20 protein-coding genes are annotated in these 24,871 nt (G+C 68.9%); 12 read left to right on the top strand and 8 right to left on the bottom strand.

The window, feature by feature from the left end:
- Nucleotides 1–51 precede the first annotated feature (51 nt).
- The 4 genes from ACFU5M_RS11995 to ACFU5M_RS11980 all read left to right on the top strand — a co-directional run bounded on the left by ACFU5M_RS11995 (nt 52) and on the right by ACFU5M_RS11980 (nt 3,965).
- Nucleotides 52–1,347, top strand: a complete 1,296-nt coding sequence (locus ACFU5M_RS11995) for an AI-2E family transporter (RefSeq protein ID WP_379047929.1) — start codon at nt 52–54, stop codon at nt 1,345–1,347.
- A complete protein-coding gene (gene macS, locus ACFU5M_RS11990; protein WP_379048029.1) occupies nt 1,328–2,500 on the top strand; it encodes a MacS family sensor histidine kinase in 1,173 nt (390 codons plus the stop codon). Before ACFU5M_RS11995 ends, macS begins: the two co-directional genes overlap by 20 nt.
- Before the next feature lie 46 nt (nt 2,501–2,546).
- Nucleotides 2,547–3,212 (top strand): response regulator, encoded by a 666-nt coding sequence (locus tag ACFU5M_RS11985; RefSeq protein ID WP_379047926.1) that lies wholly within the window; start codon nt 2,547–2,549, stop codon nt 3,210–3,212.
- Between the two features lie 117 nt (nt 3,213–3,329).
- A complete protein-coding gene (locus tag ACFU5M_RS11980) occupies nt 3,330–3,965 on the top strand; it encodes a DUF1707 domain-containing protein (protein ID WP_379048026.1) in 636 nt (211 codons plus the stop codon).
- Nucleotides 3,966–3,973: 8 nt separating this feature from the next.
- Here ACFU5M_RS11980 and ACFU5M_RS11975 read toward each other — a convergent pair whose 3' ends face one another.
- A complete protein-coding gene (locus tag ACFU5M_RS11975; RefSeq protein ID WP_379047923.1) occupies nt 3,974–5,086 on the bottom strand; it encodes an alkene reductase in 1,113 nt (370 codons plus the stop codon).
- A gap of 65 nt (nt 5,087–5,151) precedes the next feature.
- On the opposite strand from ACFU5M_RS11975, the gene ACFU5M_RS11970 reads away from it, so the two are divergent.
- On the top strand, nt 5,152–5,520 hold the full coding sequence (locus ACFU5M_RS11970; RefSeq protein ID WP_379047920.1) for a MerR family transcriptional regulator: 369 nt from the start codon (nt 5,152–5,154) through the stop codon (nt 5,518–5,520).
- Here the strand turns inward: ACFU5M_RS11970 and ACFU5M_RS11965 are convergent.
- Nucleotides 5,517–6,707 carry a helix-turn-helix domain-containing protein gene (locus tag ACFU5M_RS11965; RefSeq protein WP_379047917.1) on the bottom strand — a complete coding sequence of 397 codons (1,191 nt, stop codon included), beginning with the start codon at nt 6,705–6,707 and terminating at the stop codon, nt 5,517–5,519. The genes ACFU5M_RS11970 and ACFU5M_RS11965 overlap by 4 nt on opposite strands.
- A 371-nt stretch (nt 6,708–7,078) precedes the next feature.
- Between ACFU5M_RS11965 and ACFU5M_RS11960 the strand changes: the two genes are divergently transcribed.
- Nucleotides 7,079–7,531: a hypothetical protein gene (locus ACFU5M_RS11960; protein ID WP_379047914.1), complete on the top strand. Its 453-nt coding sequence runs from the start codon at nt 7,079–7,081 to the stop codon at nt 7,529–7,531.
- Between the two features lie 972 nt (nt 7,532–8,503).
- Nucleotides 8,504–10,114 (top strand): DUF2339 domain-containing protein, encoded by a 1,611-nt coding sequence (locus ACFU5M_RS11955; protein ID WP_379047911.1) that lies wholly within the window; start codon nt 8,504–8,506, stop codon nt 10,112–10,114.
- A 126-nt stretch (nt 10,115–10,240) separates the two neighbouring features.
- Here ACFU5M_RS11955 and ACFU5M_RS11950 read toward each other — a convergent pair whose 3' ends face one another.
- From ACFU5M_RS11950 to ACFU5M_RS11930, 5 genes are all read right to left on the bottom strand, one after another.
- A complete protein-coding gene (locus tag ACFU5M_RS11950) occupies nt 10,241–10,585 on the bottom strand; it encodes a zinc-ribbon domain-containing protein (RefSeq protein WP_379047908.1) in 345 nt (114 codons plus the stop codon).
- Between the two features lie 385 nt (nt 10,586–10,970).
- A complete protein-coding gene (locus ACFU5M_RS11945) occupies nt 10,971–14,003 on the bottom strand; it encodes an MMPL family transporter (RefSeq protein WP_379047905.1) in 3,033 nt (1,010 codons plus the stop codon).
- Nucleotides 14,003–14,731, bottom strand: a complete 729-nt coding sequence (locus ACFU5M_RS11940) for an NYN domain-containing protein (protein ID WP_379047902.1) — start codon at nt 14,729–14,731, stop codon at nt 14,003–14,005. The genes ACFU5M_RS11945 and ACFU5M_RS11940 overlap by 1 nt, the downstream gene beginning before the upstream one ends.
- A complete protein-coding gene (trmB, locus tag ACFU5M_RS11935) occupies nt 14,728–15,540 on the bottom strand; it encodes a tRNA (guanosine(46)-N7)-methyltransferase TrmB (RefSeq protein WP_379047899.1) in 813 nt (270 codons plus the stop codon). The genes ACFU5M_RS11940 and trmB overlap by 4 nt, the downstream gene beginning before the upstream one ends.
- Nucleotides 15,541–15,599: 59 nt before the next feature.
- Nucleotides 15,600–16,949 carry a lipase family protein gene (locus ACFU5M_RS11930; RefSeq protein ID WP_379047896.1) on the bottom strand — a complete coding sequence of 450 codons (1,350 nt, stop codon included), beginning with the start codon at nt 16,947–16,949 and terminating at the stop codon, nt 15,600–15,602.
- Nucleotides 16,950–17,099: 150 nt separating this feature from the next.
- Here ACFU5M_RS11930 and ACFU5M_RS11925 point away from each other — a divergent pair, with 150 nt between their 5' ends.
- The 4 genes from ACFU5M_RS11925 to ACFU5M_RS11910 all read left to right on the top strand — a co-directional run bounded on the left by ACFU5M_RS11925 (nt 17,100) and on the right by ACFU5M_RS11910 (nt 22,779).
- A complete protein-coding gene (locus ACFU5M_RS11925) occupies nt 17,100–17,882 on the top strand; it encodes an SDR family oxidoreductase (protein ID WP_379047893.1) in 783 nt (260 codons plus the stop codon).
- A gap of 65 nt (nt 17,883–17,947) precedes the next feature.
- Entirely contained in the window at nt 17,948–19,081 is a 1,134-nt protein-coding gene (locus ACFU5M_RS11920) for a hypothetical protein (protein WP_379047890.1), read from the top strand.
- The gene (locus ACFU5M_RS11915; RefSeq protein WP_379047887.1) at nt 19,068–20,729 is read left to right on the top strand and encodes a hypothetical protein; all 1,662 of its coding nucleotides are present in this window, start codon (nt 19,068–19,070) and stop codon (nt 20,727–20,729) included. Before ACFU5M_RS11920 ends, ACFU5M_RS11915 begins: the two co-directional genes overlap by 14 nt.
- Nucleotides 20,730–20,946: 217 nt before the next feature.
- Nucleotides 20,947–22,779 carry a phosphoenolpyruvate carboxykinase (GTP) gene (locus tag ACFU5M_RS11910; RefSeq protein WP_379047884.1) on the top strand — a complete coding sequence of 611 codons (1,833 nt, stop codon included), beginning with the start codon at nt 20,947–20,949 and terminating at the stop codon, nt 22,777–22,779.
- Nucleotides 22,780–22,893: 114 nt separating this feature from the next.
- On the opposite strand, the gene ACFU5M_RS11905 is transcribed toward ACFU5M_RS11910, so the two are convergent.
- On the bottom strand, nt 22,894–23,679 hold the full coding sequence (locus ACFU5M_RS11905) for a phosphohydrolase (protein WP_379047881.1): 786 nt from the start codon (nt 23,677–23,679) through the stop codon (nt 22,894–22,896).
- Nucleotides 23,680–23,759: 80 nt separating this feature from the next.
- On the opposite strand from ACFU5M_RS11905, the gene ACFU5M_RS11900 reads away from it, so the two are divergent.
- Nucleotides 23,760–24,710 carry a GlxA family transcriptional regulator gene (locus ACFU5M_RS11900; protein ID WP_379047878.1) on the top strand — a complete coding sequence of 317 codons (951 nt, stop codon included), beginning with the start codon at nt 23,760–23,762 and terminating at the stop codon, nt 24,708–24,710.
- Nucleotides 24,711–24,871: the final 161 nt, after the last annotated feature.

The following is a 24,871-nucleotide window of genomic DNA, read 5'->3' as shown; positions in this document are numbered from 1 at the left end:
GGCGGCGCTGATCGCGGACAGGGTGCCGCCGAGCCGGTTAGGCTCACGGAGGTGACCGACCCGAAGCCAAGTCCAGAGCGGAAAATCAAGCTGTCACGGCACGCCGCGGAGACGGTGCACCCGATCGTGCGGGTGTCGGCGGAGTGGGGCTGGCGGCTGCTGGTGCTCTTCGGGCTGGCGATCGCGATGGCGGCGATCGTGCAGAAGTTGGCGACCGTGGTCATTCCGCTCGCCATCGCGCTGCTGGCGGCGGCCCTGCTCGCACCGCTGGTGGACTGGATGCAGCGTTTGGGCGTGCCGCGCGCGGTGGGCGTCTTCGTGGCGCTGGTCGGGTCGATCGGCGTAGTCGCGGGCATCATGACCTTCGTCGTCGAACAGTTCGTCGCCGGTGTGCCGCAGCTGTCGAACAAGTTCACCGACAGCATCCATCAGATCCAGGACTGGCTGATCAACGGCAGGCTGCATCTGAGCAACGAGCAGATCCGCAACGTGGGCGACGCCGTCGTCAAGGCGATCCAGTCGAATCAGGACAGCCTGACCAGCGGGGCGCTCACCACCGCGACCGTGATCGGCGAATTGCTCACCGGCACTTTCCTGACGATGTTCATCCTCATCTTCTTCCTCTACGGCGGCGACCAGATCTGGGATTTCGTCACCAGGATCGTGCCCACCGACCACCGCGAGCGGGTCCGCACCGCCGGGCAACTCGGGTTCGGCACGCTCGTCGGATTCGTCCGCGCGACCGTTGCGGTAGCCGCGGTGGACGCCATCGGCATCGGCGCCGGACTGGCCATTCTCGGGGTGCCTTTGGCGCTCCCGCTGGCCTCGCTGGTGTTCATCGGCGCGTTCATCCCGATCATCGGCGCTTTTCTGGCCGGGTTCATCGCGGTGTTCATCGCGTTGGTGACCAAAGGGCTGGTCACCGCTTTGATCGTGCTCGGCATCATCATCGCGGTCATGCAGCTCGAGGGCCACGTGCTGCAACCGCTGCTGCTCGGGCGGGCGGTGAGCATCCATCCGCTGGCGGTGGTGCTGGCGATCACGGCGGGCGTGGTGATCGGCGGGATCGCGGGCGGTCTGCTCGCCGTGCCGTTCGTCGCGGTGATGAACACCGCCATTCGGTCGTTGCTCGACGGACCGGAGGAGTTGTACGAGGAACTACAGACCGGTGAGGACCATCGCGGGCTGTATCAGGCCGAGGCCGATCACCCCGATCCCGGCCGGTTCGACGTGGCCGCGACGCTGATGGAGGCGATCCGGAAGCGGGCGGAGGAGATGAAGGCGGCGCAGCAGAAGGCGGAATCCGATGACGGCGCGCAAGCCGGCGATGGCACGTCGAGGGCCTGAACTGCGCTCGGCCGACGTGGCGACCACACCGCTGTGGCGGGCCGCGCAGGCGCTGCGGTTGGTGACCCTGCTGTACGCGGTCGGCCAGCAGATCGCCTCGGTGCCGTACTACACGAATCAGCGGTTGAGCTGGGTGCTCGTCGCGCTGATGGCGGTGTGGTCGGGCGCTTCGGCGATCATGCTGTCGCAGTGGCACTTTCCCGAGGTGGCCCGGCTGCGTGTCTGGGTGGTGATCGGCGACCACGTGGTCGTGATCGGGTTGATGGCCGCCACCCGCCTGGTCGCCGATTACGGCTGGTACCACGGACATCAGACGCTGCCGACCACACTGTGGGCGACGAACGCCGTGATCGGCGCGGCGATCCTGCGGGGACCGTTCGCCGGTGTGCTGTCCGGAGCCTCGATCGCCGCGGTGTCGCTGACGGTCCGTGACCAGTGGGGTGAGGACGTGTGGACGGACGCGACGGTGCCGGTGCTCGTCTCGGTGGGCCTCGCGCTCGGCTTGGCCGCCAACACCGCCCGCCGGGCCCAGGACCAGCTGGAGCAAGCGGTGCGCCTGACCGCGGCCGCCGAGGAGCGCGAACGGCTCTCCCGCGAGGTGCACGACGGAGTGTTGCAAGTGCTCAGCTACATCAAGCGCCGCGGCAGCGAGATCGGCGGCCCCACCGAGGAATTGGCCCTGCGCGCCGGTGAGCAGGAGGTGGCGCTGCGCGTGCTGATCACCGAGCAGGCCGATCACCGGGACGCGGGGGGCGCGGAGGTAGACCTGCGGCCCCTGCTGACCGCGCAATCCACCCCGACGGTGTCGGTGTCCACGCCCGGCGATCCGGTGCGGGTCGGGCGCTGGATGGCGAACGAGATCGCGTCGGCCGTGGCCACGGCGCTGTCCAACGTGGAACTGCACGCCGGGCCGGATGCTCGGGCATATGTCCTGCTGGAGGACACCGGCGACGAACTGGTGATCAGTGTGCGCGACGATGGCGTCGGCATCCCGCCGGGCCGGCTGGCCGAGGCGGAAGCCGAAGGGCGCATGGGTGTTTCCCGATCGATCGTCGGGCGGATCGGGGCACTCGGCGGCAGCGCGGACCTGCTCACCGAGATCGACGGCGGGGCCGGGTTCGGTACCGAATGGGAATTCCGGGTGCCCAGATGAGCGAGCGAACGATGGGCGCAGGCATGAGCGAATACGGGAGGGACGGATGACGGACCAGGCGGCCGAGTTCATCTCGGTGATGGTGGTGGACGATCACCCGATGTGGCGCGACGGCGTCTCCCGCGATCTCACCGAGGCCGGGTTCCGGGTGACGGCCACGGCCGACGGTGTCGCCGCGGCGGGCAGGCGCGCGGCGGCGGTGCGCCCGGACGTGGTGCTGATGGACATGCAGCTGCCCGACGGCAACGGGGCGCAGGCCACCGCCGAGGTGCTGCGGGTCTCGCCGCAGAGCCGGGTGCTGGTGCTCTCGGCCTCGGCCGAGCGCGACGACGTCCTCGACGCGATCAAGGCGGGCGCCTCGGGCTACCTGGTCAAAAGCGCGTCGGTGGCCGAGCTCGTCGACGCCGTGCGCGCCACCGCGGCTGGTCAGGCGGTGTTCACTCCCGGGCTGGCCGGGCTGGTGCTCGGTGAATACCGGCGGATGGCGACCGCGCCCGCGCGACCCGACGAGCCACACCGGCCCGCGCTCACCGAGCGGGAGACCGAGGTGCTGCGAATGGTGGCGAAAGGGTTGTCCGCCAAGCAGATAGCGACGCGGCTGGGACTGAGCCATCGCACCGTCGAGAACCATGTGCAGGCGACGCTGCGCAAATTGCAGCTGGCGAACCGGGTCGAGCTGACCCGCTACGCCATCGAGCAGGGGCTCGAGTAGGTCCGGCGGCTTCCGATTCAGGGTTCGCCCTGATGCGGCGGTGGCCGCGCGCTCGGTAACCTCGATCGCATGGGTGGGCCCGAATCGGTATCGAGTGCGGTCGGCTCCGGCGGCGCGGTGGGCGACCGGGAACTGCGCGTGTCGGACGCCGAGCGGGAACATGTCGGTCAACTGTTGCAGCGCGCGGTGGGCCTCGGCATGCTTTCGCTCGGCGAGTTCACCGAGCGGATGGACACCGCGCTGGCCGCCAGGACGAGGGGAGAGCTGAACGCCGTCCTCATCGATCTGCCCGGTGTGCGCCTGGTCGGGCAGCCCGCCGCACCGCCGTCGACGTTCGTGAACACCGCACCCGCGTTCGCCAGGCAGGCCCCCGGCCCGAACCCCGCGGGGAACGTGATCCGTTCGCGGTTGTCCGGCGTGAGCCGCCGTGGCCCGTGGCAGGTGCCACCCACGTTGCATCTGAACAACTGGCTGTCCGGGGTCACCTTGGACTTCACCGCGGCGATCATGTCGACCCAAGTGGTCGAGCTGCGTGTCGACGACTTCTTCGGCTCGATCACCCTGATCGTGCCCGCGGAGGCCACCGTCGACCTCAACGGGCTGGAGCTGATCGGTTCCAGCGTGAACAACAAGGTCCGCACCGGCCCGCCGATCGGCCCGCTGCATCTGGTGGTGCACGGCAAAGTGCGATTCGGATCGGTCACCGCGAAGCATCCGTTCATCGCGCAGTGGCGGAAGTTGATCGGTCGCTGAGCGGCCGGTCAGCGGGTCGCGGGCGCCATGGCCAGTGTCGGGTAGTCGGTGTAGCCCTCCGCGCCGCCCACGTACATGAGGTGCGCGTCGCGTACCGCGTTCAGTGGTGCTCTTGTGCGGAACCGCTCGACCAGATCGGGGTTTGCCAGGAAGGAACGGCCCAGTGCGATCAGGTCGGCGCCGCCGGCGAGCAGGCGCTGCGCTGCTTGCCTGCCGCCGTCCTCGGGCAGCGCAACGCCCCAGCCCAGATTCGGGTTGGCGATCAAGATGCCCGCCCACAGCGACCGAATGCGCTGGAACAGCGGCTGATCGGGGTCGGCGAAGACGTAATGCAGGTAGGCGAGGTCCTTGTCCGCCAGCGCCGAAACGAGTGCGGGATAGATGTCCTCGGTGTCACCCTCATCGATGCCGTTGACCGAGACTCCGGGGGAGAGTCGCACACCGACGCGCTCGGCGCCGATCGCGTCGGCGACCGCTTCGACCACTTCGACGGTGAAACGGATGCGGTTGGCCACGGATCCACCGTAGGAGTCGGTGCGCTGATTGGTGTTCTGCGCCAGGAATTGGTGCAACAGATAGCCGTTCGCGCTGTGGATTTCCACCCCTGCGAATCCGGCCGCGACGGCGTTTCGGGCAGCGGACACGAAATCGGCGATGGTGGACCGGATATCGGCGGTGGTCATCTCCAGCGGGACGACGGCATCTTGCGCGCCGCTTGGCGTGTGAATGGGTTCGGGCAACGGAACCGGCGAGGGTGCGATCGGGGTCAGCCCGCTGTTGTCCGGATGGCCGATTCGGCCGCCGTGCTGGAGTTGCAGGAACATGCGCCCGCCCGCGGCCGCGACAGCGCCGGTCACCGCGCGCCAGCCCGCGACGTGTTCCTCGGTGTAGATGCCAGGGATGTCGGCGTAGGTCTGCCCGACCCGGTTCGGCGTGGTCGCCTCGGCGATGATCAGGCCCGCGCTCGCGCGCTGTGCGTAGTAGGTCGCCATGAGCGGTGACGGGGTGCCGTCGGCCGCGGCGCGGTTGCGGGTCATCGGTGCCATCACGAGGCGGTGCGGCAGTGCGAGGGAGCCGATGGCCGCCGGCTGGAAGAGGGCGGAAACCGCTGTGTTCGTCATGGTAGTACGGTAAAACTTGACATCAGTGTGAGATTCAAGCCGGAACGGGAAAGGCCAGGTGGCGGATGCGAATCGGGGAACTCGCCGAGCGCACCGGCGTGAGTGAGCGGTCGCTGCGCTACTACGAGGAGCAAGGCATGCTGGCCTCCGAGCGCACGCCCGGCGGTCACCGCGACTATCCGGAGCGGGCGGTGGACCGGGTCATTCACATCCAGGAGCTGCTTGCGGCGGGACTCACCAGCAAGAAGATCTCGCGGATCCTGCCCTGCATGCGCGACGCGGACGGCGGTCCCAACGAGTACGCCACCCCCGCGCTGGTCGACGAGTTGCGGACCGAGCGGGAACGGATCACCCGCACCATCAATGATCTCGTGCGCTCGCGCGACGTGCTGGACGAAGTGATCGAACGAGCCGGCGAACGACTGGCGACCTAGGTGTTGACCCCGATCCGGCGGGCGAAGGCGCGCAGCGGCACCTTCCGGTCGTGGTCGAGTAGTTCGGACACGATATGGCGCGGCAAAGTCTGGTATTTGAGCCAGTCCGCGCCGCCCACCCGTTCCGCGGTGAGCAAAGCGTTCAGCGCGCGCTGGTGCTGCCCGGTACGGGTCAGCGCGACCGCCGTGTCGGCGAGGTGCCGGGCCCGCGAGGCTTGCGGGAGACTGCCGTTGGCAGGCATGTCCTCGGCCGCGGCCAGCGCCTCCGGGTAGCGCTCGGAGGAGACGTTGACATCGACCGTCTGCATGACGACCTGCGAAGGGCCGAAATAGGTCTCGTAGTCCTGCCGATCCGCGCCGATCCGCAACGCGACCTCGCTCGCCGCCTGGACCAGGGACAACGCGTCGTGCACGTCCTGCGCCCGGCCCGCGGCGGTCGCACCTTGCAAGACCAGCGAGCCGTAGGCGGACAGGTGCGTCGGCGTGACATCGCCGGAGGGCTCCAGGGCCGCGGCCGCGTTCAGCGCGACGCCGCGCGATTCGTCGTAGCGGCCCTGGATCAGCAACTGCCAGGCCACCGAACCGCGGATGGTGGCCAGCAGCAGGGGATCGTTGCCCAGGTCGGCGGCGGCCAGCGCCTGCCGGATCGCCAGGAACGCCGGATCGGTCTGGCCGAGATGCACCAGCGTGCAGCCGGTTACCCAGTACATCCTGGCCAGCAACTCGTTGGCGGGTGCGACCGAACCGTTGCGCGCGGCGTGCACGGTGGCGCGGAGCTGGGTCAATCCGGGCGGGAGGATCGAGGTCAGCAGTTCGTAGCGGCCCGACCAGTAGGCGCCCCAAGCGTAGTCGACCGCACGGCGGCCGTCGTCGAGGCTGACCGCCGTCTCCTCCTTGGTTCCGCCGAGCAGGTCGTCGACCGGTGTGAGGGCGCGGCGGATCGCCACGATGCCCGCGTCCGGATTGGCGGACGGCACACCTTGGCGCTTGCCGATCAAATCGGCGATGTCCACGTCCAGGGCCCGCGCGATCTTCTGCAAGCTGGCGATGGAGGCGGTCTGTCGGCCGCCCTGCTCGAGCTTGCGCACCAGATCCACGCTGACCCCCGCCTGGTCGGCGAGCTGACGCTGGGTGAGTGCCTTGCCGCGGAACTGGCGGATCCGAACTCCGATCGACGATTCGTCCATACCCAAGTCCTTTGTTAAATCTGGGTTTCAGAGTACGACGCTATGTTATCTGGAACCCACGAAGTGGGACATTGCGTACGACTCGTTCGCTGTTGGTTGGAATACCGTTGCCTTTCTGCAACTTTGACTGCAAAGGGCGGCGGCGATGAAAACCATGCCGAATACCACCGTGCAGGCCGGGCGCGCTGATCGCGCGCAGCGGCCTGGTGCACAGACCACCCGACCGGCGCGCCACATCACTTCCCGACCGGTACGCCACGTCAGCGCTCTTCCCGCGAATCCCGGAACAGGGACGCGCGACCAGCGCGGGTTGCTATGCCCGAACTCCGCCGTTATGACCGAATTCGGCTTCTGTGATGCGGAGTAGGGCGATGTTCGAGAGCTGTCACAATCCACATGAAGTCGCGCGTCTGCTGCGGCATACCTACGGGCTGCCGGTCCAGCTTCTGGCCGGACGCCCGATCATCACCACCGGTTCCATCATGGGGGCGATCGTCATGCCGCCGGAACTGGGCCGGAAAGTGCTGGCCCAGTTGGACCGCAGCCACACCGCACCCGTGATCGCCGACCCGGGCGAACGCACCTGGACCTTCCTCGTCACGCCCCCGAGCCCTGCTCGGCCGGTTGAAGTCCCGGTGCGCCGCTGCCTCGCCGGTCATGGTGTCACCGTGGTCCCCGGCGGTCGCATGATCCTGCTGCCCAGCTCCGATACTGCCCTCGGCTGGCATTGGGCGGGGGAACCCGCGCCGGGCGTCCTGCGCATGCCCCCGCGGGGCGCGGTGATCGATGCCGTGCATGAGGTCGTCGGTTCGCGCGCCCACTGACCACTCGGCGTGACCGGTCCGCACCCGACAGCCAGGGCGCTGGCCGGTCGGGTAGAACTCGGCTGTCTACCAGGGGTAACTACTCATGCCCGCGCGCCTCGCGGAAACCAGCATGAAGTCATGACTACCTCCATCGATCCGGCGCTGCTCGCGCGGCTCTCCGGCGAGTTCACCACGTTGGGGATGCAGCTGGGCGTGCTCGGACGGGACCTGCAGCTACTGCGCGAGCAGGTCGCCGGGGATGCGGTCGGCCTTCACCGGGATTCCGGCCGATCCGACACCTCGGGTGGGCCCGTTTCCGGCGAGGCTCGCGGGTCTACGGCCGACACGTCGAGTGCGTCCGTGACCGGCGACGCACGCGGGCGGACAGCCGGTATGCCGAGTGGGCCCGCGGCCGGGGGAACGCACGGGTGGACAGCTGCCTCGCCGGGTGGGCCTGTCGCCGGAGGTGCTCGCGGGGGGACGGCCGATGCGCCCGGTGGGTCCGCGGCGGAGGGAACGCACGGGTGGACGGCTGCCTCGCCGGGTGGGCCTGTGGCCGGAGGTGCTCGCGGGGGGACGGCCGATGCGCCCGGTGGGTCCGCGGCCGGGGGGACGGCCGAACAGGGGGGTGCTCCGGTTCGAGAAAGTTCCGTACCGGGCGGGTCGTCCGACCCGATCTCCGGCGTGCCTGGTCGGACGGCATCCGGTGCGGGCCCCGTATTCGATGCGGCCCATACGTCCGCCGGTGGCGGATTCGCGGGATGGGAGGGCGCTCCGTCCGGGGCCGTGCCACCCGGGGTGCCGCCTTGGCCGGCCCATTCGCCGACGGCTGGTATGCCGGTTCCCCCGCCGCAGCCCCAGTATGTTCCGCGTTTCGCCCCGCCGCCCGGCGGCGGGTGGGGTGGTGCTCCGTGGCCGCCGATCGCGCAGGGGCCGATGCCGGGGGCGGTGCCACCTCGTCCGCCGGTCCCGCCGCGCGCGGAGCGATCGGTGCCGCACACCCCTTGGTGGCAGCGGGACGGGGTGATCAGCCGGATCCTGGCGCTGGCCGGTGTCGCGGTGACACTGATCGGCGTCGCGATGCTGCTGGTATTGGCCGCGCAGGCGGGGTTCTTCGGACCGGTGCCGAGAGTGGTTGCCGGAGCGGTGTTCTCGGCCGCACTCGTGGGCACCGGCGTGCGGGTTTTCCAGCGGGCCGGCGGGCGGGTCGGTGGTATCGCGCTAGCGGCCACCGGTGTCGCGGGTGCTTACCTCGATGTCGTCGCGGTGACCGCCATCTACCACTGGCTGCATCCGGTGCTCGGGCTCGCCGTCGCCTTCGGTGTCGCCGCCGCGGGAGTGGGGCTGGCGATGCAATGGCGCTCACAGCCGTTCGCGGTGTTGGTGGTGCTCGCCGCGGCGGCGTTGTCTCCGGTGTTGACCACGCGGCTGGTCCTGCTCGCGTTCTTGATCGTGTTGCAGCTGGCCTGCGTGCCGGTGCAAGTCACACGTAACTGGCCGTATCTGCACGTGGCACGGACTATGCCGGCCGTACTGGCGACGTTCGTGTTCGTCACGGGGGCGATCCTCGGCACGCCCACGACCGCGGAACGCATCTGGGTGCTCGCTGCCGCGGGGGCGATCGCGCTGGTCGGGGTCGCCGGAACGATCGTCGTCGTCCGGCACCGGCCCGCCGATCTCACCGCCTCGCTGACGATGGCGGCGGCGCTCGTGCCGATCCTGGTGGCTCCGGGAATGTTCGAAGAACGGCTCGTCACGGTGTCGGTGGCATCGATCGCCGCCGCGGTGCTTCTGCTCGTCGCGGCGGTGACCATGGTGCCGAAACTGAACGAACAATTGCGAATTCCCGCACATACCGCGCTCGTGGCCGCCGTCGCGGGCTCGATCGCCTTGCTGGAGGTGTGCGTCGGTACGACCGAGACGCGGACGCTGCCCACGGCTCTGCTCTTGGTGGCGTCGGCGTTCCTCGGTGTGGCGGGTCAGCGGAGGTCGCGTCCGGCGGCGTGGCTCGGCACGGCGTTCGCGGTACTCGGCGGCTTCGCGTTGCTGAATATCGCGAGCCCGGAAATTCTTGCCTCGCAACATCGCTCGGAGGCCGATCTCGGGGTGGCGACCGTGCTCGGCGCGGTTCTCGCCCTGAGCGTGGTCGCGGTGGCGCTGTGGTGCGCGCGGCGGGTGCACGGCCCGGCCGCGGGCAACGAGTGGCAATGGATCGCCGCGAGCGTCGCCGGCCTCTACGCGGTCACCGCGACGACGGTCTCCATCGGCGTCGCGACCGGCACCCCGAACGGGTTCCTCGTCGGCCACAGCGCCGCGACCATTCTCTGGATGGCCGCCGCGACCGCCGCCCTCCTGTTCGGATTGCGCAAGCTCGCCGCCGCGCCCGCCGTAGCCAAACTCGCCTTGGGCTCCGGACTGCTGGTCACCGCGGCCGCACTGGCCAAGCTGTTCCTCTTCGACCTGGCCACCCTGGACGGTTTGGTCCGCGTCGCCGCTTTCCTCATCGTCGGCATCCTGCTGCTCTTGGCCGGAACCCGCTACGCCCGCGCCTTCGCCGACGCGGGAGCGGGCAGCGACCCTGAGGACACGACCGTCCGCTGAGCCAACCGCCGGTGTGCGGCTCCCGGCCGACGAGATCGCGGAAGTCGCGGAACCGACGTAGGACGTGCAGGCCCCGGGGGGCGCGGCGGTGGAAGCCGGCGTCGGCGGGGCCGTACGGCGCTCGGGTCAGCGCTGCCAGTTGGTCGGGGGTGTGTTGGGGGCGGATTGCTGGGTCCACTGCGCATGGGGGCTACCCGCGACAGGCTGCGGGTACTGAGCCGGGCCCATGGTCTCGGCGTTCGCGCGGGCGAGCAGCTCGGGGATTTGCGGTTTGGCGACCGGAAACGATGCGCCGCACCAGGTGCATTCCAGGTAGTGCTTGGTGCTGATCGGGAAGAGTGGAATGAAGAAGAACTCGAACTTGGTCACCACTTTGCGCAGCGCGTGTGCGGCGGGATTGCCGCAGTGGCCGCAGATCAAGGTGATGATGGCGAGCGTGTGGACGCGCGTTTGCCAGCCGAAGATCAGCATGTGAAGCCCCTAGAGAAGAAGAATTTGATGTCGGTCACAGCAATAGATCGCGCTGGCGACAGCTCTAGTTAACCGTTGGCCACTTCTTCATTCGGCGCAGATGAGCTCAGTACTGCGGTTTTATCCAGGAAGTGATGCTCGACGACATTGCTTTCGGATTGCTGGACGCATCGTAGGTCTCGCTGAGGTCGTGTCTACTGATGCCTCGAGTCATTCGATGAGGGGGCTGGAACGATGCCCTGTCTGCCACGGTCCGGACACCTCGGACAGGTCCCGCGACCGCAGCCCGGTCCCGCGTCACGCAACCGGGCGATTGTCGGCGAGCCGAGCCATCCGGGAGGCCCACTCGGACGCGGCGGTCGCTGACTCGGCGACCCCTACCCGCTCACTCGCGGTCGCGGCGGCGCAGTAGTTCGTTCACGCTCACCGTGCGGCCGTCGCCGCCGTGATGCCTGCCTTCCTCGGGTCTGCCGATAGGGCGGCGGGAAGAGCGCAGTTGCGCCATCCAGCTCTCGATACTGCTGCGGTTGGTGGTGTCCGGTCCGTTGTACGGCTCCGCGGGCGCTTCGGGCTCGGGCTCGGGTGCGCGGTGAGCGGGGCCTTCCGGAGCGCCCGGAGCGTCGGGCGGCAGGTGCCGCGCCGCACGGGGAGCGCCGGACTGCTGTGCGAGGTCGACGGTCGGGTCTTGCGAAATGCCGGACAGCGGAAAGGGTTCCGGTGCGGGGGTCGGGCGCGCAGCGGGTGGCGTGACCGAGGACACGACGGGGCGCGGGCTGTGCTCGGGGAAGACCACCGACGGCACACCGGCGTGCGGCACGTTCTGGTCCTGCGGCAGACCCGTGGGCGGAATCGGTCGCGGCGCTGCGAAGCCTTGCGGGTTCGCGGGCGGCGACGGGGGCCGCTGCTCCGCTTGGTCCGGTATCGAGCGCGCGGCGTTCGGCGGCTGTGCGATGCGCCGCGGGCGAATCGGCTCACCCTGCGGAGGTGTGGCATTTCGTGGCGGTTCCGGCCGTTGCCGGGCGGGATCGAGCGGTGGCGGGGCAGGCGTCGCCTGCGGCGCGGGCGACGGCGGAACCCGGTCCAGCCGCCTGGTGGGCGCTTCGGCCTCGATCTCGGCGACCGTGCGCGGCTTACGCCTGCGCGGCATCTTGTTGGCGTCGGTGACGGCGGGAATCTGCATGGTCACCGGGTCGGTGATCGGCGTGGTCTTGACCAGGTCGACGACATCGCCGCCGCCCACTCGCTCGTCGTCGAGGATCGGCTCGCCGAGCCCGACCTTCTCCTGCACCTTCTTCATCCAGGCCGGTGCCCACCAGCAGTCGTCGCCGAGGAGCTTCATGGTCGCCGGGACGAGCAGCATGCGCAGCACGGTGGCGTCGATGAACAGCGCGGCGATCATGCCGTAGGCGATGTACTGCATCATCACCAGGTCGGAGAACGCGAACGCGCCGGTGACGACGAGCAGGATCAGCGCGGCGGCGGTGATGATCCGGCCGGTCTGCGCGGTGCCGATCCGGACGGCCTCGGTGGTGCTCGCGCCCTGGGCACGCGCCTCTACCATGCGCGACATCAGGAAGACTTCGTAGTCGGTGGACAGACCGTAGATGATCGCGATGATCAGCACCAGCACCGGCGACATGATCGGCTGCGGAGTGAAGTTCAACAGGCCCGCGCCGTGGCCATCGATGAAGATCCAGGTGAGGATGCCGAGCGTGGACCCGAGACCGAGGGCGCTCATCAGCGCGGCCTTGATCGGCAGCACCAGGGAGCCGAAGGTCAGGAACATCAGCAGTGTGGTCACGAACAGGACCAGCGCGATCATCAGGGGCATCCGGCCGAGCAGCGCGTCGATGCTGTCCTTCTGGATCGTCGGCTGACCACCGACGAGCATGGTGACACCCTCGGGTAACTCCATCGAGCGTAGGTACTCGATGGTCGGATCGGCGTCCTCCGAATTGGTCAGCGGGACGGAAGTCGTGAAAATGGTCTTGTCTTTGGGCGCCGTGCTGGGCGGATAAGCGAATGCGCCCGCCAGCCCGGGCGCTTCGCTCGCCTCTTTCACCACCTTGCCCACCGAGGGAGCGAGGCTCGGATCGTCGACCATGAAAACCAGTTCGATCGGATCCGATTTGCGCAACGGGAAAACCGTGTCGAACTCTTTCTGCGCCAAGCGGGTCGGATTGTCCGGCGGCAGATACCGCTCGTTGATGCCGCCGAAAGTCAGGTTCTTGACCGGAATGATCAGCAGCAGCAAAACGATGCACAGTGGAATCGCGATCTTGAGCGGGTGCTTCATCACCCAGCGGGTGGACTGCCCCCAGAAGCCGCCCTCCACTTCGTCGGCGGTCTTCGTCTTGCGGAACCGCTTGAGGCCCAGCATGTCGACGCGCTTACCGAGCACCGCCAGCATGGCGGGCAATACGGTGATCGAGGTCAGCGCCGCCAGGGTGACCGTCGCGATGGCGCCGTAGGCGACCGATTTCAGGAAGCCCTGCGGGAACAGCAGCATGCCGCCGAGGCTGGCGACGATCATCGTCGCGGAGAACACCACGGTGCGGCCCGCAGTCATCACCGATCTGCGGACGGCCGCCTTGGTGCCGTAACCCTCGGCGAGTTCCTCGCGGAATCGGCTCACGATGAACAAGCCGTAGTCGATGGCCAGACCGAGGCCGATCATCGAGACGACCGGCGAGACGAACGAATTCACCTCGGTGAACTCGGTGATGAAGCGGACGATCCCCCAGGCGCCGACCACGGTGAGGCCACCGACGACCAGCGGCAGTGCGGCGGCGACGATTCCGCCGAAGATGAAGAAGAGCAGGAGCGCCACGGCCGGAATGGCAAGGATTTCCATGCGCTTCTGGTCATCGGCCATGGTGTCGTTCAGGGTTCCCGCGACGGCCTGCAACCCTGTCACCTGGACGTCGACGTCAGGGATGAAGAAGACGTTCTTCACCTTGCGGTAGTTGCGCACCATCTCGGTGTCGTTGTCGCCCCTGATGGCGATGGAGGCGAAGGCGTACTTCTTGTCCTTCGACCCGAAAACGCTGGTCTGAACCGGGATGTTCGCGTCGTTGCGCCAGTAGATCCCGTTGATCTTGGTGATCTCGTCCGGGTGCTCGCGGGGCAAGGCGGCGAGATTCGCGACGATCGCGCCGCTGAATTCCGGGTCATCGATGGTCTTGCCCTCCGGCGCCGTGTACAACACGATGACGTCGGAGTTGTGATCGCGTTCGAACGCCCCGTCTTTGATCCGCGCCGCGCGCGCCGACTCCGAGGTCGGGTCATCCCACCCGCTGGAGCTGAGGTGGTCCTCCAACCCGAGGCCGTAGCCACCGAGAGCCAGAAGACCGGCCACTATTACGCCGATGACGGCGAAACGCAGCCGGTATACCAGATCGCCCCAGCGTGTGAACACTAAGCGACTCCTTGGGCGGGGCGAGAGGTGAGCAGTGCCGACAGCGGCCGGAACGGCTGCAGCCAGGCACCCTCGTCGGGCAGCGAGTCGAGACTCACCCGGGGCAGCGGTTCACGGAACACGCCCGGAATGTCCTCGAGGTCGATGAATTCGAGAGTATCGGATGTGACGGCCCAACTCGCGTGCTCGCGGAAGCCGAGCACCTGGACCGGCACTCCGTTGGCGGCGAGTTCCTCCAGCGGTTCGCGGAACGCCTGGCCGTCGGCCGAGGCGACCATGATGCCTGCCAGACCGGCGCCGCGACTGCGTAGGGCGATGTGCGCCAGCATGTCGGCGTCGACATCGGAGTCCTCATCGATCTTGGGCTTGGCGAAAACCGCGTAGCCGACGTTGCGCAGTGCCTCCACCCAGGGCCGTACGACGTCGGCGGTGCCCGGCGCGATGTTGGTGAAGACGGTGGCCTCGGGTTCCACGCGATGCACCGCGCCCACCGACAATTCGGCGGTCCTGGCCAGCAGCCAGCGGCCGAGCGCGTCGAACCGCGGACGGTAGGCGGCGGTGGGACGACCGCCCAGAATGGCGCCGAGACCCATGTCGAGATTCGGGGCGTCCCACACCAACAGGACGCGGCGCACGTCCGGCGCCGAGCCGCCCAAACCTTCCGCTCCGCCCCCGTGCACCTCCCCGGCAACATCGACCACTTCGTGGGCCATTTCACTGACGCTCATCGGTCGATCTTCCCCCATATGAGCTCGGTGATGGCGCTACCGGCGCGATGCGCCTTGCCTTCGAATTTCGTGACGGGACGCTCGAAACCGATCGGCGCGGTGGCGCGATGCTCCTCGCTGTTCCCGCCCGTGGCTTCGTTCAGGCCCCTGAGCAGGGGCTCTGCCATACCGACCGCGTGAATGTGCTCGGCGTAGTCCGCATGGTCGGTGGCGACGTGCAGCACACCGCCCGGCTTCAGGCGGCTGGCGATCAACGCGACCGTCGCGGGCTGCAGCAGCCGCCGCTTGTGGTGGCGCGCCTTCGGCCACGGGTCGGGGAAGAACACCCGTACGCCCGTCAGCGACTCCGCGGCAATCATGTTCTCCAGCACGTCGACCGCGTCTCCGCGCAGCAGGCGGATGTTGTCGATCCCTTCGCGCTCGATGCGCTGAACCAGCTGCGCGAGACCGGGCTGGTAGACCTCGATGCCGATCAGGTTCAGGTGCGGTTCGGCCTGTGCCATGGCCGCCGTCGCGGTGCCCGTGCCGCAGCCGATCTCGATGACCAGCGGTGCGTCGCGGCCGAACCAGGCGGTCGCGTCCAGTGGCTCGTCGGCGACCTCGCGGCCGATCGAGGGCCACATCCGGTCCCAGGATTGCTGCTGGGTCGCGGTCAGCGCGCCCCTGCGCGACCGGAAGCTGGTGACTCGTGGGTACAGGCGGGAGCCGGTTTTGTGTCCGGGCCCGCCCTCGGCCGGAGCCGAAGCTGTGGACGGCGGGCCCGGAACTGACTCGGCAGTATGGTTCGCGGCGTCGTTCACGGCGTCCATTGTCCAGCATCCTGCGATCGGTGCGGTAAGCGGTTGTGCGCGGACCGCTGAGCAGGAGGTCAGGCCGCGCGTGCGGGCGCGATTCTGGCCGCGGTCGGCTGCTGCTGGCGCAGCGGCCTGCCCAGCGCGACCTTGGCCGCGGTCACCGCCATTTCCAGCAGGCCACGCACGCCCGAGGGCGAGGCCGCGACCGACCAGACGGTGGTATCGCCCACGTCGCTCACCGGTTGCCCGGCCAACCGGTCGGCCAGCCAGTCCAGGCTGATCGGCGTGGACAGCGGCAGCAGCGAGAAGTGCTCGCTGAGCCGGTCGCGGACGTAGGTCACCGCGGCGCCGCCGCGGCGGTAGCGCGCCACCTGACCGTCGATACCGTCGATGTGGATGATCTGATCGTGGATGGGTTGCACCACCAGCAGTGGGCAGGCGGGCGTGGTGTTGCCGAGCCGCAGATCGTCGAACATCGCCCGCAGTTGCGGGGTGTCGAGTACCTCGGCGAGCGGGCGGCCCCCGAGGAAGTCGTCCACCTTCTTGTTGGCGAGTCCGAGGATCGCGCCGAACGGTGTCGCGTTCTCCGCGCGGACGACGAACCGGTGACCCTCCGGGCTCAGTTCGTCGTCGATCAGCGAACTCAACGCCGGATACAGCCTGCGCAGGGCGGCGATGACGATGGCGGGCAGACCCGCGTAAGAGGTGCCGTTGAGCCGGTCGAAGACCTGGCGCGGGTCGCCGACCGGGGCGCCGAGCACCGCGCCGACGATGTCGAGTTCCGGAGCGTAGGTCGGCGCCATCTCGACCGTCCAGGAGCTGGCCATGCCGCCGCCGGAGTAGCCCCATACCGCGACGCGAGTGCGCGGGCCGAGGCCGAGCGGGCCGAAGCGCAGGGCGGCGCGGATACCGTCGAGCGCCCGGTAGCCGGGCTCCCGAGGGGCGCCGAAGTTCCCGTGCGGGCCCTCGTGGTCGGCGATGCTCACCGCCCAGCCGCGCCGCAGCGCGTTCGCGACCAGGAGCCATTCGAACTGGGTGACCGACCCGAGCGCCCGTGCGCCGTAGCGCAGGGCGTAGGAGGGCGAGCACTTCTCGGTGACGGCGTCCATCGCGGTCTGGAAGGCCAGCAGCGGGCGATCCTCGTCCGGTTCCGCGTCGAGCGGCAGCAGAACCGTGGTGATCGCCGCTTCCGGTGCCCCGTGCAGATCACAGCTGCGGTACAGTAGCTGCCAGGCCGAGACCTGTTGCGGGACAATTCCGAACAGTGCCACGTCGATCTTCCTGCTGCGCAGGATGGTGCCGGGCGCCTTGGCCGCGAACCCCTTCGGCGGTCGATGGAACGGGTCCGCGCTGGGCAGCAAGGGCTTGCGGTCCGCAGGGCCGGCGGGCTCCGGGTCGACAGCGCCGATGACATTCGCGGTCATCGCAACCTCCTCATCGTCGAGGTCGGTTGCCGCATACGAAAGTTCAAGCTGCGCACCGGTTATGGTGCCGACCACTTCAGCAGGGTAAGTGACCGGCGGGCGTCTGGGAACCCCGGAGTACACGGCGTTCCCGGCACTAGACTCCCCGGCATGAGCAGACCGACAATATTCATCAGCGGCGCGGCGGCCGGTATCGGGCGGGCCACGGCCTTGCTTTTCGCTGCGCAGGGATACCAGGTCGGGGCTTACGACATCGATGAAGTCGGGCTGAGCAGGCTTTCCGGTGATATCACAGCCACGGGTGGCACGGTGCACACCGGCGTCCTGGATGTGACGAACGCCACGCAATGGGCGGAGCGGCTCGCGGAGTTCCACGCGGCGACCGGACGACTGGACCTCCTGGTCAACAACGCGGGCATCCTGCGCGCCGGGTCGTTCGAGGCGATCGAACTCGCCGCCCATCGGGCGATCGTCGAGGTCAACCTGGTCGGCGTGCTGACGGGAACGCACAGCGCGTTCCGCTATCTTCGCGACACCCCGGGCGCCCAGGTGGTCAACCTCTGCTCGGCGTCGGCGATCTACGGCCAGGCCGAACTCGCGAGCTACGGTGCCAGCAAGGCGGCGGTCAAGAGTTTCACCGAGGCGCTGGACCTCGAATGGGAGCGCCACGACATCCGGGTGCTCGCGATCTGGCCGATGTTCGTGGCCACGGCCATGGTGGACGGTATGACCACCGGGACGACCAAGTCGCTGGGTGTGCGGCTGACCGCCGACGACGTCGCCGCGGGGATCTGGGCGGCCACCCGCAAGCGCGCCCGGCTGCCGAAGGTGCACTACGAGATCGGCGCGCAGGCGAAAGTGCTGGCGACAGTGGCGAAATACGCGCCGAACTGGGCGGTGCGGACGGCGAACAAGTACTTCAGTGGCAGCTGAGCGGTCGAGCCTGTCCGACGACCGGACTTCTGACAGAATTGCGCACCGTAAAGGGGGTGTGCAGCATGTCGACAGCCACTGATTCCGATGGGCCGCTGCGGGAGCGCGGTGTTCCCACGTCCGCGAACGATCAACTCGACAAGCTGCTCGCCGAACTGCGCTTCGGCACCGGGCGCGATCCGCAGATCGGATACGCCGCGGCAGCCGCTGTCAGCGCTTGGCGCAAACCGCCGCGGATCCAGGTCGCCGGGCGCGCGCACGCCGGGCGAACCACGGTGCTGCACGCGCTCGCGCTCATGTCGGCGGTGGAGACCGATCCGGTGGACCGGCCGGGCGCGCCCGATCCGGAACTCGACGCCGACATCGTCGTCTACGTCTTGTCGGCCGCGCCGTCGCCCGCGGATCGCAGGGTGCTGGCCGCGCTGCCACCGCAGCGCACGATCGCGGTGCTGAACAAAGCCGACGCGATCGGCTCCCGCTGGGGCGATGCGGTGTCCGCGGCCCAGCAGTACGGCAGAGAATTGCGGATCCCGGTGGTTGCGGTGGTCGCGTCCTTGGCGACGCGCACCCGGGCGGGCGCGTTGACCGAGGCCGATGTCGACCTGCTGCGCAAGCTCGCCACCGAAGCCGATCCCGCCCTGACCCTCGCGCCGGACCTGTTCGTCGCGCCGGGGCCGGACGCCGCCGACCGCGAGCAGTTGCTGCGGCGGTGGGACCTGTACGGCGTGGCATGCGCGTGCACCGCCCTGCGTCACGATCCGGATCTTTCGCCGCAGGAGCTGTTGCAGATCCTGCACGCGGCCAGTGGCATCGACCCGCTGCACCAGCTGTTGCATCGCCGCTACGAGCAGGTGTCCGCGTTGCGCGGCGGCGAAATGCTCGACGAGCTGGCCCGCCTCGCCGCTCGTGCGGTCCCTGAGGAAGGCGGCCGCGCGCGCGACTTGCTGGAGACCTATCTCTACAGCGACGACGCCCTCTGGCTCGGGCTCTGCGCCGGCCTCGCCGGGCCCGACGTGGCGCACCTCGCCGCCGGGTATGCCGCGCCCGCGCCCGCCGACGCCGACGATGCGCTGGCCCGCGCGAGCCGCTGGCGCGCCGTCGTCACCAGCGATATGCCCCCGGCCGCCCGTCGCGCCGCATTGCGCGTGCACAACGGCTACGTCCGACTATGGGAACGGATGAGCAGTGCCGGTCTCTGAGCCCCCGGAGCCGGTGCGTACGTCGTCGGAGGCGAATACTGCGTCTCCCGCCGGGGCAGATCGAGAACCGATCGCCGCGCCGATCGTCCGCGCTGGTGCGACGGGCCGGGGCGAGGTCGTCCTGCCTGCCGACGGCGACGCCGAGCACCCCGTCCGCGCGCTCACGCCCGAGCTGGCGGCCGTGGTGGAGCGATGGAATCCGCAGGGTATGGCGCTGCTGCGCGCGATAGACGGGTCCGGTGCCGCGGGTGCGGTCATGGTGATCGGTCCGGCCGACGTCAACACGGCGTTGTTGCGGACCGAACTCGCCCGGTTCGAACCTCGCGTCACGCTGTCCGAGCCGCGCGCCGACGCGAGCGCGGGGGTGGAGACCACTTCGCCCGCCGGAGCCGCCCCGCCCGCGGTGGCGTTGATCCTGTTCGACGCGGGCACCATCATCGGCGCGGAAATGCTGGCGGTGATCGCCCGGCTGCGCGCGGACGGCACCCGTCCGCTGCTCGCCATGTACGGCATTCACGCTTACCAGGACTGGCGCGCGGTGCGGGAGCGGAACCTCGCATTGCTCGCCGCGCAGGGCGCCGCCGACCTGGATATCGTGCCGGTCTCCGCCCGGCTCGCGGCCGCCGCGCGCACCGCGGGTGACGCCGGACTGCTCGATCGCTCCGGTCTGGGCGCGTTGCACGCGCAGCTCACCGCGGCGGCCGCCGCGGGCGGTGACCGGCGGGGCGCGGTCACCGCACGGGTCTTGGCCGATACGCGTCAGCGGGTGGCCGAGCAGGTGGCGACGCTGCGCTCCGGCGCCGAACCGGCGCGGCTGCGCGAAGAACGTGCGGTCCTGCTGGCCGGTCGTGACGGCGGCCGCGCCACCGCGATGTCCACCCTGCGTGGGCAGCTGCACTTGGCCCGGGTGGATCTGATGACCGAGATCGGCGCGAGCATCCGGGCGCTGCACACCGCGGTGCGCGCGGAACTGGATCGACTGCGTCCTGTGGATCTCGCCGATTACCCCGCGCAGCTGCAGCAAGCCGTCACCGAGCTGACCGGCGCTGTCGACCATGTCACCGACCTGCGCTTGGCCGAACTGAGCGCCCGGATCGAGAGCACGGCCGGCGCGCCGACGCGCAGGCGTGACCCGGCCCCTCGGGTGGGCCCGGATCCCGAGCCCCGCCATAAAGGTGTCGAAGATCACCTTATGATCGCGCTCGGCGCGTCGGCGGGTGTCGGTCTGGGTCGCTTGCTGGTTGCTCCGTTCTCACTGGTACCGGCGTTGGACGTGGCAAGTGTGCCGGTCACGTTGCTGCTCGGCGGCGGCGCGGCGGCATGGGTGGTCCGTGCCCGTCGGCAGCTGGCCGATCGAGCGCATATCCGGCAATGGATCGGTGACGCTTTGGTCAACGTAAAAGCACAGCTCGAGCAACGTGTGGCGACCGCGCTCGTGGAAGCGGAAGCCGTTTTGGCAGATCACGTGGTCCGAGCAAGCACCGCGCGAATGATCGAGACCGATCGCCGGGTGGCCCGGTTGGAGACCGAATTGCGCCGGATGGCGGCCGAGCAGCCGGGACAGCTCGCCGCATGCGAGCGTGATGTCCGGATCCTCGATCGCTGGATCTCACCTGTTGAAACGAATGACCGATTGGGTACACAGTGAGGAACCCGATACCGTACCGGCCGTCACATCGCGTTAACCTCTATTCAGGAACTTGGGCGTCCGCTAAGTCCTGATCTGCCGCCCTCCTGGGTGCGCGTTCGACCGGTCGGAGCGGGCGCCTTCCCGCCAACGGTGGCGCTCGGTGCATTCGCGCTGGTCATGGGCCTAGGGCCAGGCGGCGAAGCAGCGAGTAGTCGCCCATCTCAGGAGAGTTTTCATGACGTCAGCGACCATTCCTGGTCTTCGTGGATCCGACGGCAAGGCGCCGACCGAGCACAGCGAACTACTCGCCTGGGTACAAGAAGTCGCCGAACTCACCCAACCCGATCGTGTGGTCTGGGCGGACGGCTCCGACGAAGAATGGGAGCGGCTGACCGAGCAGCTCGTGGCAGCGGGGACGTTCAAGCGGCTGGACGAGAAGAAGAAGCCGAACTCCTTCCTGGCGCTCTCCGACCCCTCCGACGTGGCCCGGGTGGAATCCCGCACGTTCATCTGTTCGAAGTCCGAAGCCGACGCGGGCCCGACCAACAACTGGGTCGACCCTGCCGAGATGCGCGCCACGATGACCGAGCTGTACCGCGGCTCGATGAAGGGCCGCACCATGTACGTGGTGCCGTTCTGCATGGGTCCGCTTGGCGCGGACGACCCGAAGCTCGGCGTCGAGATCACCGACTCCGAGTATGTCGTGGTGTCGATGCGCGTGATGACCCGCATGGGCGCCGCCGCCCTGGAGAAGCTGGGCGCCGACCGTCCGTTCGTGAAGGCGCTGCACTCCGTGGGCGCGCCGCTGGCCGAAGGCCAGGCCGACGTGCCGTGGCCGTGCAACGACACCAAGTACATCACCCACTTCCCGGAGGACCGGGAGATCTGGAGTTACGGCTCCGGCTACGGCGGTAACGCGCTGCTCGGCAAGAAGTGCTACTCGCTGCGGATCGCCTCGGCGATGGCTCACGACGAGGGCTGGCTGGCCGAGCACATGCTGATCCTCAAGCTGATCTCCCCGGAGAACAAGGCGTACTACATCGCCGCCGCGTTCCCGAGCGCCTGCGGCAAGACCAACCTGGCGATGATCCAGCCGACCGTGCCGGGCTGGCGTGCGGAGACCCTGGGCGACGACATCGCCTGGATGCGCTTCGGCAAGGACGGCCGCCTCTACGCGGTGAACCCCGAGTTCGGCTTCTTCGGCGTCGCGCCGGGCACCAACCGCAGCTCGAACCCGAACGCCATGGCCACCATGGAGGCGGGCAACACGGTTTACACCAACGTCGCGCTGACCGACAACGGCGACGTGTGGTGGGAGGGCCTGGAAGGCGAGCCCGATCACCTGACCGACTGGAAGGGCAACGACTGGTACCTGCGGGAGACCGAGACGCTGGCCGCCCACCCGAACTCCCGCTACTGCACGCCGATGGCGCAGTGCCCGATCCTGGCGCCCGAGTGGGACGACCCCCAGGGCGTGCCGATCTCCGCGATCCTGTTCGGTGGCCGCCGCAAGACCACCGTCCCGCTGGTCACCGAGTCCTTCGACTGGCAGCACGGCGTGTTCATGGGCGCGACGCTGTCCTCCGAGCAGACCGCGGCCGCCGAGGGCAAGGTGGGCACCGTCCGCCGCGACCCGATGGCCATGCTGCCGTTCCTGGGCTACCACGTCGGCGACTACCTCGGCCACTGGATCAATCTCGGCAAGAACGCCGATGCCGCCAAGCTGCCGAAGATCTTCTACGTCAACTGGTTCCGTCGCGGCGACGACGGCCGCTTCCTGTGGCCCGGCTTCGGCGAGAACTCCCGCGTGCTGGAGTGGATCGTCGGCCGTATCGAAGGTTCCGCCGAGGCGGAGGCGACCGCGATCGGTAACGTGCCGACCGCCACCCAGCTCGACCTGGACGGGCTGGACGTCGATGCCAACGACGTCGACGAGGCGCTCGCGGTGAACGCCGAGGAATGGCGCAAGGAGATCCCGCTGATCGAAGAGTGGTTCGAGTTCGTCGGCGACAGGCTGCCTTCCGGCGTGCGCGACGAGTTCGAGGCGCTCAAGGAGCGTCTGGGCTGACACTCCACCCAAAGTAGCACCTCGCCCGCACCATCTGACCGATGGTGCGGGCGATTTGTTCTGTGCGCCAGACGTTTTGCGCGCACTGCGGGGCAATCGCACGCAGCCACGGCGTTATTCGGCAAACGGTGACATCCGGATCATGGCCAGGAAGCCCGCGCGGTTGAGCCAATGGATCCGGCCCTTCGGCATCGCCTTCGCTTCCGCTCGGAAGGCCGCGAGCACATGCCGCTCGAACTCCAGCCGCGGATGACGTCGTAGCAATTCGGTGACCCAATCCTGGTTCAGTTCGGCCAGCCGTGTTCCGAGCACGTCCACCGACGCCCCTGCGGAGACGAAGCCGCCGGGATCGCTGAGATCGTCGGCGACACCGGGCGTGAGGTGAGCGCTGATGGCCGCGCCGATCGCGTCGGCTCGTTGTGGCGAGACGCCGGCCCCGAGGGCGAGGGCGACAGCCCGTTCCCCGCCGACCACCGCGAAACACCTTCCGGGCGTGGGATGTTCGAGCTGTAGATCGTGTAGCAGGCAGGAGACGTAGACGAGTTCGTCGTCATAGGCGGCGCCGTCGAGGTCGGCCAGGACCCGCCCGAAGTAGTAGGTCCGCAGCGAATGGTTCAACACATGCGGAGAAAGCACTTCGCGCGCCTCGGTCTCCGCCGCGACGGCGAGGGTGGAATCGGGCAGCCGCAGCCCGGCGAACTCCAGTTTCCCGCGTCCCCGCCGCCCCAGCGCGAGCCGGACCCGGTTGGGCACCATAGCGGGCAGCGTCCGGGCGGTCGCGACGGCCAGTCCGCGGCGTTGCTCCTTCGACAGCGCGCCGCCGGTGCGGGTGGCCCATGCCCAATCGAGGCCCGTCGGTCCGGCCACTTCGTCCTCCTTCTCCTCGGAACTGGTGTGCACTTGCAGTCAAGTGTGCGACGGGAGCCGCGACGAGTGGCGCAAATGCCAGGGTTACTCGGATTCGTGCCAAACTGGGGAAGATGAAGCAAGTGGTGGCCCTCGCGCTGGATGGGGTCATGGCCTTCGACCTGGCCTGTGCCGTTCAAGCGTTTCGGCACGGCCCGGGGAAGACCGGCGCGTCTTCCGGGTTCGAGATGCGGACCTGCGGAGTGCGGCCGGGGCCGGTGTGGACGCCCAATGGCTTCGAGTTGCGGGTGGAGCACGGGCTGGAAGCGCTGGAGGAAGCGGATGTAGTCGTCGTGCCGGGGATCGGGATTCCGACGCTTCCTACCCCGCGGGAAGCGCTGATCGCCGTGCGGCGCGCGGCGGCGCGCGGCGCCACCATGGTGAGTATCTGCGTCGGCGCGTTCATCTTGGCCGAGGCCGGACTGTTGGACGGACGACCGGCGACCACGCACTGGGCCTACTGCGGCGAGTTCGCCGAGCTGTATCCGGCGGTGAAACTGGATCCGACGGCGCTGTATGTCGATGACGGTGACGTGCTGACCTCGGCCGGGCTGTCGGCGGGCTTCGACCTGTGCCTGCATATCGTCCGCCGGGAGCTGGGCGCGCATGCGGCGGCGGAGCTGGCCAGGTGGAACGTCACCGCGCCGCATCGGGAGGGCGGGCAGGCGCAGTACGTTCCGGATCGGCCGGGCGCGGCGGCCGCCGGCGGCGGTCTCGCCGCCACTCTGGCCTGGGCCGTCGCCGAACCGGCTGCGGCGGTGGACGTTTCGGCGTTGGCCGCGCACGCGTTGATGAGCGAGCGCACATTCATCCGTCGCTTCAAGGCGGAAGTGGGGACCACGCCGCGGCGATGGCTGGACGCCCAGCGCACCGCGCGTGCCCGCGAACTTCTGGAAACTACATGTTTGCCAGTGGAAGTCGTTGCGGCCAGAGCGGGTTTCGGCAGCGTCACCGCGCTGCGTGTGCACCTGCGAGCGGCGACCGGCGCCACACCCGCCGCGTACCGTCGGTCGGTGGGCGGGTGAGCGTGCCGGGGGATCGGTGCTTCCCGGCGAAACATACTGCGGAGCAGGTTATTCGACGGCCCTGCGTGCGGTGCCGTCAGATGGCCGCAGCGGGGGCGTGCGGGTGCCGAACGGAAATCCGCGAATTTTCCACGGCTCGATGGGTTTAACCGCACGCAGAA

This window comes from Nocardia sp. NPDC057455, from assembly GCF_042802775.1.
GTDB lineage: Bacteria > Actinomycetota > Actinomycetes > Mycobacteriales > Mycobacteriaceae > Nocardia.
The sequence above is the reverse complement of the archived record's forward strand: the minus strand, read 5'-3'. Positions and strand labels throughout refer to the sequence as shown.

Coding starts and splice junctions, on each gene's coding strand:
- ACFU5M_RS11925 (WP_379047893.1), top strand. CDS start 17,100: ATGAGCAGACCGACAATATTCATCAGCGGCGCGGCGGCCGGTATCGGG.
- ACFU5M_RS11965 (WP_379047917.1), bottom strand. CDS start 6,707: ATGGACGAATCGTCGATCGGAGTTCGGATCCGCCAGTTCCGCGGCAAG.
- ACFU5M_RS11950 (WP_379047908.1), bottom strand. CDS start 10,585: ATGCTGATCTTCGGCTGGCAAACGCGCGTCCACACGCTCGCCATCATC.
- ACFU5M_RS11900 (WP_379047878.1), top strand. CDS start 23,760: ATGAAGCAAGTGGTGGCCCTCGCGCTGGATGGGGTCATGGCCTTCGAC.
- ACFU5M_RS11970 (WP_379047920.1), top strand. CDS start 5,152: ATGCGAATCGGGGAACTCGCCGAGCGCACCGGCGTGAGTGAGCGGTCG.
- ACFU5M_RS11960 (WP_379047914.1), top strand. CDS start 7,079: ATGTTCGAGAGCTGTCACAATCCACATGAAGTCGCGCGTCTGCTGCGG.
- ACFU5M_RS11985 (WP_379047926.1), top strand. CDS start 2,547: ATGACGGACCAGGCGGCCGAGTTCATCTCGGTGATGGTGGTGGACGAT.
- ACFU5M_RS11920 (WP_379047890.1), top strand. CDS start 17,948: ATGTCGACAGCCACTGATTCCGATGGGCCGCTGCGGGAGCGCGGTGTT.
- macS (WP_379048029.1), top strand. CDS start 1,328: ATGGCACGTCGAGGGCCTGAACTGCGCTCGGCCGACGTGGCGACCACA.
- trmB (WP_379047899.1), bottom strand. CDS start 15,540: ATGGACGCCGTGAACGACGCCGCGAACCATACTGCCGAGTCAGTTCCG.
- ACFU5M_RS11910 (WP_379047884.1), top strand. CDS start 20,947: ATGACGTCAGCGACCATTCCTGGTCTTCGTGGATCCGACGGCAAGGCG.
- ACFU5M_RS11930 (WP_379047896.1), bottom strand. CDS start 16,949: ATGACCGCGAATGTCATCGGCGCTGTCGACCCGGAGCCCGCCGGCCCT.
- ACFU5M_RS11940 (WP_379047902.1), bottom strand. CDS start 14,731: ATGAGCGTCAGTGAAATGGCCCACGAAGTGGTCGATGTTGCCGGGGAG.
- ACFU5M_RS11975 (WP_379047923.1), bottom strand. CDS start 5,086: ATGACGAACACAGCGGTTTCCGCCCTCTTCCAGCCGGCGGCCATCGGC.